We start from the raw sequence: 6,724 nt of genomic DNA on the forward strand, positions 1-6,724 counted from the left end.
GGCAAGAAGCGCGTTGAATCGCGCGAAAAGCCGGCAGGACAAGGCCTCGACAGCGCTCGCGCTTGCCCTTCCGGCGTCCCGCCGCATCGCTTACCATTACTATCTGTATATCCCAAAAAGAAAGACGCCGATGTATCTCCCCACCCATTTCGAAGAAACCCGTCCCGAGGCGCTTCATGCGCTGATTGCCGCGCACCCGCTTGGTGCGCTCGTGACCAACGGACCGTCCGGCCTCGACGCGAATCACGTCCCTTTCGAATTCGACGCCGCCCAAAGCGAGCACGGAATCCTGCGCGCGCACGTCGCGCGGGCGAATCCGGTGTGGCGGGAGGTTCAGCCGCAGCAGGACGTGCTCGTGATTTTTCAGGGCGCGACCGGCTACATCTCGCCGAACTGGTATCCGAGCAAGCACGAGGCGCACAAGCAGGTGCCTACTTATAACTATCTGGTGGTGCACGCGCACGGCCGGATCACCGTTCGCGACGACGAAGCCTTCGTGCGCGGCCTCGTCGCGCGGCTCACGCGCAAGATGGAGGCGGGTGAGCCCGTGCCGTGGAAGATGGGCGACGCGCCGCGCGATTTCATCGACCAGATGCTCTCCGCGATCGTCGGGATCGAGATCGAAGTGACGCGTCTCGTCGGGAAGGCGAAGCTCTCGCAGAACAAGTCCGACGCGGACCGGCTCGGCGCCGTCGGGGGCCTGCGCCGCGACGGCCGCGAAAGCGCGCTCGCCGATGCGATGCTCGCCGCGCCGCCTTCCATTAAATAAGGGCATGCTTGACCTTCCAAGCATTGGAAGGTCGATACTGGGTCTATCGGGACGAGTTTGCCGTTTTCATGCTGTACTCGTCCCAGCCAGACCGGAGTGCTCTTTCATGTCAGATGTTTCCAAAACTGCCGAATTCGCCGTCGGGGGTATGACGTGCGCGTCGTGCGTCGCGCGCGTCGAGAAGGTGCTGACGCGCGTGCCGGGCGTCGAACGCGTATCCGTCAACCTCGCGACCGAAAAGGCGACGGTCCACGCCGCGCCCTCCGTCACCGACGACCAGCTCGTCGCCGCGATCACCAAGGCGGGCTACGAAGCCACGCCGATCGTCCCGGAAGCGCCGCCCGTCGCCCCTTCATCCAGCTCGCGTCAGGGCCAACTCATCGCCGTGATCGTCTCGGCGCTTTTCACGCTGCCGCTCGTCCTGCCGATGTTCGGCCCCGCGTTCATGCCCGATATGTGGGTGCAACTCGCGCTCGCGAGCGTCGTGCAGTTCGTGCTCGGCGCGCGCTTTTACGTCGGCGCGTGGCACGCGGTGCGGGCGAAGGCCGGCAACATGGACCTGCTCGTCGCGCTGGGAACGTCCGCGGCGTGGGGGCTGAGCGTCTATCAGATGGCCGCGCATCCGGGCGATTCGATGCATTTGTACTTCGAGGCGTCGGCAGTCGTCATTACGCTCGTACGCTTCGGGAAGTGGCTGGAGGCGCGCGCCAAACGCCAGACCACCGACGCAATCCGCGCGCTGAACGCGCTGCGCCCCGACAAGGCGCGCATCCGCGACGCGTCGGGTGAGCGCGAGATCGCGCTTACAGACGTGCGCGTCGGCGATACGGCGATCGTGCGGCCGGGCGAACGCGTGCCGGTCGATGGCATCGTGCGCGAAGGCCGTACGCACATCGACGAGTCGCTGATCACCGGCGAGAGCCTGCCGGTCGCGAAGGAGCCGGGCGCGCGCGCGACGGCCGGTTCGATCAACGGCGAAGGCGTGATCGCGATCGAAACGACGGCGATCGGCGCCGAAACCACGCTCGCGCGGATTATCCGGCTCGTCGAATCGGCGCAGGCTGAGAAGGCGCCGATCCAGCGGCTCGTCGATCGCGTGTCGGCGGTCTTTGTGCCGGCGATTCTCGCGATCGCGCTCGTCACGCTGGTTGGCTGGCTCGTGCATGGCGCGAGTGCCGAAACGGCGCTGCTCAACGCGGTCGCGGTGCTCGTGATCGCGTGCCCGTGCGCGCTCGGCCTGGCGACGCCCGCCGCGATCATGGCGGGGACGGGCGTCGCGGCGCGCCACGGCGTGCTGATCAAGGATGCCGAGGCGCTCGAACTCGCGCATCGGATCAAGGTCGTCGCTTTCGACAAGACCGGCACGCTGACCGTCGGGCGACCGGCGGTGACAGCGTTCGAGGTTGCGCCGGAGGTTGATCGGCATGAGGCGATGGGGTTTGCCGCGGCCGTCCAGCGCATGAGCGACCATCCGCTCGCGCGCGCAGTGGTCGCAGCGGCCGATGAAGCGGACGCGCCACGCTTCGAGGCGAGCGCGGCAAGCGCGGTGCCGGGACGCGGCGTGGAGGCGCACGTCGCATCGCAGCGCCTTGCGATCGGCAGCGGCCGCTGGCTCGACGAATTGAACGCGCAGGCGCCGCATGATCTCGCCGCGCGGGCGCTCGAACTCGAAGCGCAAGGCAACACGGTTTCGTGGCTGATCGACATGGATCACGCGCGCGTACTCGCACTCATCGCATTCGGCGACACCGTCAAGCCGACGGCCCGCGCCGCGATCGAGCGGCTGGCGTCGATGGGCGTGCAGAGCGTGCTCGTCACCGGCGACAACGCGGGGAGTGCGGCGAGCGTCGCGAAGGCGCTCGGCATCGCGCCGCGGGACGTGCACGCGCAGGTGCTGCCTGACGACAAGGCGCGCGTCATCACGCAACTGAAGGCATCGACGGATGGCGTGGTCGCGATGGCCGGCGACGGCATCAACGATGCCCCGGCGCTCGCCGCCGCCGATATCGGCATTGCAATGGCGAGCGGCACCGACGTCGCGATCGAAGCGGCCGGCATTACGTTAATGCGCGGCGATCCGGCGTTAGTTGCAGATGCAATCGATATTTCGCGGCGCACGTACCGCAAGATTCAGCAGAACCTCTTCTGGGCGTTCGTCTACAACCTGATCGGGATTCCGCTCGCCGCGTTCGGCCTGCTCGACCCGATGTTCGCCGGAGCCGCGATGGCGTTCTCCAGCGTGAGCGTCGTGACGAATGCGCTGCTGCTCAGGACGTGGCGGGCTCAGGCGGGATCGGTCGCGACGGATGACCGCCTGGGCAGGCCGATCACGCGGCCCGCATAACGTGCTGCGGACGCGTCGCTCGTGCAACACGCGGCGATGCGCCCGGCGACGTCTTCATCGAACGCGGCGGCTTTCGGTTCGCTACTCGTATCTATATGCAGCAGCATCTGCTCGCTCGCCGACACGGGTTCCTGAGAGTCGCCCTCGAACATTTCCATATACAGATGCACACGCTTCGCATCGTGCGCTAGCACAAGAGCATCGATGCGAACCTGCGCGCCTTCCTTGATCTCACGCAGGAAGTTCACGTGCGCTTCGAGCGTGTAGATCGTGCGATGGCGCGCGCGGCGTGTCGCATCGTCGAGACCGATGCGGTCCATGAACGCATCGGTCGCGAGGCTGTAGATCAGCATGTAGAACGCATCGCGCAGATGGCCGTTGTAGTCGACCCATTCGGGCTTCACCGTGTCGCGGTAAATCGTGAATGCAGCGGCCATCCGTTGTCTCCTAGTCTTCGATTCCATGCCGCGCCTTGGCGGCAGCGATTGCATCGATCACGCTCGTGATGCAGTCATCGCGATAGCGCTCCAGCTCCTTGATGCTGCGCCCGCCTGTCTGCCGCGAAGTGCCCTCCACCACGCGATCGATCAGTTCGTCGGTCAGCTTCGGCGCGACGAGCTTCGTCCACGGCAATTCGAGCGCGGGACCGAACTGCTGCATGAAGTGTCGCATGCCGGCCTCGCCGCCTGCCAGCGTGTAGGTCAGGAACGTGCCCATGAACGACCAGCGAATGCCCGCGCCGAAGCGAATGGCGTCGTCGATTTCGCCGGTCGTCGCGACGCCCTCGTTCACCAGATGCAGCGCCTCGCGCCAAAGCGCTTCGAGCAGCCGGTCCGCGACGAAGCCCGGCACTTCCTTCTGCACCTTCAGCGGCCGCATGCCGATGGACGCGTAGAAGCTCATCGCGGTATCGATCGTGTCGGCCGACGTGCGCTCGCCGCCGAGCACTTCGACGAGGGGCAGCAGATACACCGGATTGAACGGATGCCCGACGATGCAGCGCTCGGGATGAATCGCGCTCGCATAGAAATCGGTGGGCAGCAAACCCGATGTCGACGATGCGATGATCGCTTCGCGCTTCGCCGCGCGGCTCACGCGTTCGTGCAGCGCGAGTTTGAGGTCCTCGCGCTCCGGCGCGCTCTCCTGAATGAAATCGGCCTCGGCGACGCATTCCTCGACCGTCGCGACGAATCGCAAGCGCGCCTGCGACGCGTCCTTCGCGAGCCCGACGCGTTCGAGCGCGGGCCACGCATTCGCCACGTTCGCTCTCAGTTGCTGCTCGGCGCCCGGGCCCGGGTCCCACGCGATCACGTCGAGTCCATGCGCGAGCGCGCGCGCCACCCAGCCGCTACCGATTACGCCCGCGCCCAGCGCGGCGAATGTTTTCATTTGCATGTACTTTGTCCCAGTAGAGAATCAGGCGAATTCCTTAAGCGCGCGACGGTCGAGCAGACGCTCGCCGCGTGCGGGCAAACCGAGCTTTTTGCGCCCTTCCGCAGGTGTCAGCGCGCGCCCCCCGAGCCGCTCGATGATCTCGACCGCGCGCTGCACGAGCGAGCCGTTGGTCGCATGCACGCCGCGGTCAAGGTACAGGTTGTCCTCCAACCCGACGCGCACGTGGCCGCCGAGCAGCATCGCCTGCGCGACCATCGGCATCTGCATCCGGCCGATGCCGAAGCCGGCCCAGTGGGCGCCCGGCGGCATGTTGTCGACCATCGATTTCATCGTGCCGGTGTCGGGCGGCGCGCCCCACGGAATGCCCATGCAGAGCTGGAACAGGGGCGGATCGTCGAGCAGGCCTTCCTTCAGCAATTGCTTCGCGAACCACAGATGACCCGTATCGAAGATTTCCAGTTCGGGCTTCACACCGAGTTCCTGGATGCGCTTCGCACCGGCGCGCAGTTGCGCGGGCGTCGATACGTAGATGTAGTCGCCGTCGCCGAAATTGAGCGTGCCGCAATCGAGGGTGCAGATTTCCGGCAGCAACTCCTCGACGTGCGCGAGCCGCGTCATTCCGCCGACGAGGTCAGTGCCCGCGCCGAACTGCATCGGCGATTCGCCTGCACCAATTTCAAGGTCGCCGCCCATGCCCGCAGTGAGATTGATGATGACATCCGTATCCGATGAGCGGATGCGATCCACCACTTCGCGATAAAGCGCGGGATCGCGGCTGCCTCGCCCCGTTCGCGGATCGCGCACATGACAATGCGCGACAGTCGCGCCCGCGCGCGCGGCTTCGATCGCGGCATCGGCGATCTGTTTCGGCGTCACGGGGATGGCCGGGTGCTTGTTCGTCGTATCGCCTGCGCCGGTTACGGCACAGGTCACGATCACTTCGTAGTTCATGTTCGCGCTGTCCTTTGCTTGATGTTCACAGACCGAGGTACTGCTTCACTGCTGGCAAGCCGTCCTTGCCATCGACCGTCTTCACGCCCGCGAGCCAGCCGTCGAGCAGTTGCGGATTCTTCTTGAGATACGCCTTCGCGGCATCGGCGGGGCGCTCCTTGTTCATCACCGGCTGCATCAGCTGGTTTTCGAGTTGCGTCGTGAAGCGCAGGTTCGTGACGAACTTGCCCGCGTTCGGGCAGCGCGTGAGGAAGTCGGTATTGGTCAGCGTGTAGACGCGCGCTTCGCCGTAGTTCGGACCGAACACCTCGTCGCCGCCCGAGAGATAGTCGATCTTCATCTGGATGTTCATCGGATGCGGCTCCCAACCCAAAAAGACCACCCACTTCTTGTCGCGGATCGCGCGTTCGACCGTCACGAGCATGCCCGCCTCGCTCGACTGCACTAGCTTGAATCCGCCGAGCCCGAACTGGTTCGTGTCGATCATCTTCTGGATCTTCGCGTTCGCGCTGCTGCCCGGCTCGATGCCGTAGATCTTGCCGTCGAGCTGGTCGCGATGCTTCGCGATATCGGAGAAGGTCTTCAGCCCCGCCTCGTATTCGTAGCTCGGCACGGCGAGCGTCGCCTTCGCGCCCGAGAGATTCGGCGGTTCGAGCTTCTGGATCGACTTCGATTCGAGGAACGGCTCGACAGCCTTTTGCTGCACCGGCCACCAGTAGCCGAGCGAGACATCTATCTGCTTGCTCTTCAGGCCCGCGAGCGAGATCGGCACCGAGGCGACGGTCGTCTTTGGCGCATAGCCGAGGCCTTCGAAGACCACGGAGGCGAGCGCGGTCGTCGACGTGATGTCGGTCCAGCCGATATCGACGAAGCGCACGGTGCGGCACGAATCGTCTTCCTTCGCTTGCGCGTGCGCAACGCCCGCCGATGCCAAGGCAGACGCTGCGCACAGGCAGGCAAGCAGGTTCTTCGAAAATGGTCTCATGGCGTCCTGTTCCGGTTTTCCGTGGGGCGGGCGATCTAACCGCCCGTGTATAAAAGTACCGCCGCATAAAGGCGCGCAGGCGACCGGTTGCGACCGTGAGTTGACTCGCAGCGACCTTGGTGGTCGCTGGCGCTTGGGGTGGGTGTTTCAACCGTTTGATGCGCCTGGGCTTCTATGGAACTTGTTTTCTTTTCGGTCTATTGGCTCTGCCCCTGTCCGGGGCGGGACTCACTTTCTTTGCTGCTGCAAAGAAAGTAAGCAAAGAAAGCAGCTTCCAACC

The 6,724-nt window shown here is 65.1% G+C and carries 6 protein-coding genes; 2 read left to right on the forward strand and 4 right to left on the reverse strand.

Going from position 1 to position 6,724, the window contains the following annotated elements:
* Positions 1 to 130 precede the first annotated feature (130 nt).
* Both AWB67_RS24220 and AWB67_RS24225 read left to right on the forward strand, forming a co-directional pair.
* Entirely contained in the window at positions 131 to 769 is a 639-nt protein-coding gene (locus AWB67_RS24220) for an FMN-binding negative transcriptional regulator (protein ID WP_087658767.1), read from the forward strand.
* A gap of 148 nt (positions 770 to 917) precedes the next feature.
* Positions 918 to 3,113, forward strand: coding sequence for a heavy metal translocating P-type ATPase (locus tag AWB67_RS24225; protein ID WP_087658756.1), 2,196 nt, complete (start codon positions 918 to 920; stop codon positions 3,111 to 3,113).
* Here AWB67_RS24225 and AWB67_RS24230 read toward each other — a convergent pair.
* Genes AWB67_RS24230 through AWB67_RS24245 form a run of 4 tightly spaced genes read right to left on the reverse strand, consistent with a single transcriptional unit; the run spans position 3,053 to position 6,444 of the window.
* Positions 3,053 to 3,550 carry a thioesterase family protein gene (locus tag AWB67_RS24230; RefSeq protein ID WP_087658757.1) on the reverse strand — a complete coding sequence of 166 codons (498 nt, stop codon included), beginning with the start codon at positions 3,548 to 3,550 and terminating at the stop codon, positions 3,053 to 3,055. The two genes, AWB67_RS24225 and AWB67_RS24230, sit on opposite strands and share 61 nt — an antisense overlap.
* A 10-nt stretch (positions 3,551 to 3,560) precedes the next feature.
* Complete coding sequence (locus AWB67_RS24235) at positions 3,561 to 4,508, reverse strand: L-carnitine dehydrogenase (RefSeq protein WP_087658758.1); 948 nt, start codon at positions 4,506 to 4,508, stop codon at positions 3,561 to 3,563.
* 21 nt (positions 4,509 to 4,529) lie between these two features.
* Positions 4,530 to 5,459 (reverse strand): 3-dehydrocarnitine:acetyl-CoA trimethylamine transferase CdhC, encoded by a 930-nt coding sequence (cdhC, locus tag AWB67_RS24240; RefSeq protein WP_087658759.1) that lies wholly within the window; start codon positions 5,457 to 5,459, stop codon positions 4,530 to 4,532.
* Between the two features lie 25 nt (positions 5,460 to 5,484).
* The gene (locus AWB67_RS24245; protein WP_125477651.1) at positions 5,485 to 6,444 is read right to left on the reverse strand and encodes a choline ABC transporter substrate-binding protein; all 960 of its coding nucleotides are present in this window, start codon (positions 6,442 to 6,444) and stop codon (positions 5,485 to 5,487) included.
* Between the last annotated feature and the right edge of the window lie 280 nt (positions 6,445 to 6,724).

The sequence above is a fragment of the Caballeronia terrestris genome (genome assembly GCF_001544515.1).
GTDB classification, from domain to species: Bacteria; Pseudomonadota; Gammaproteobacteria; order Burkholderiales; family Burkholderiaceae; genus Caballeronia; species Caballeronia terrestris.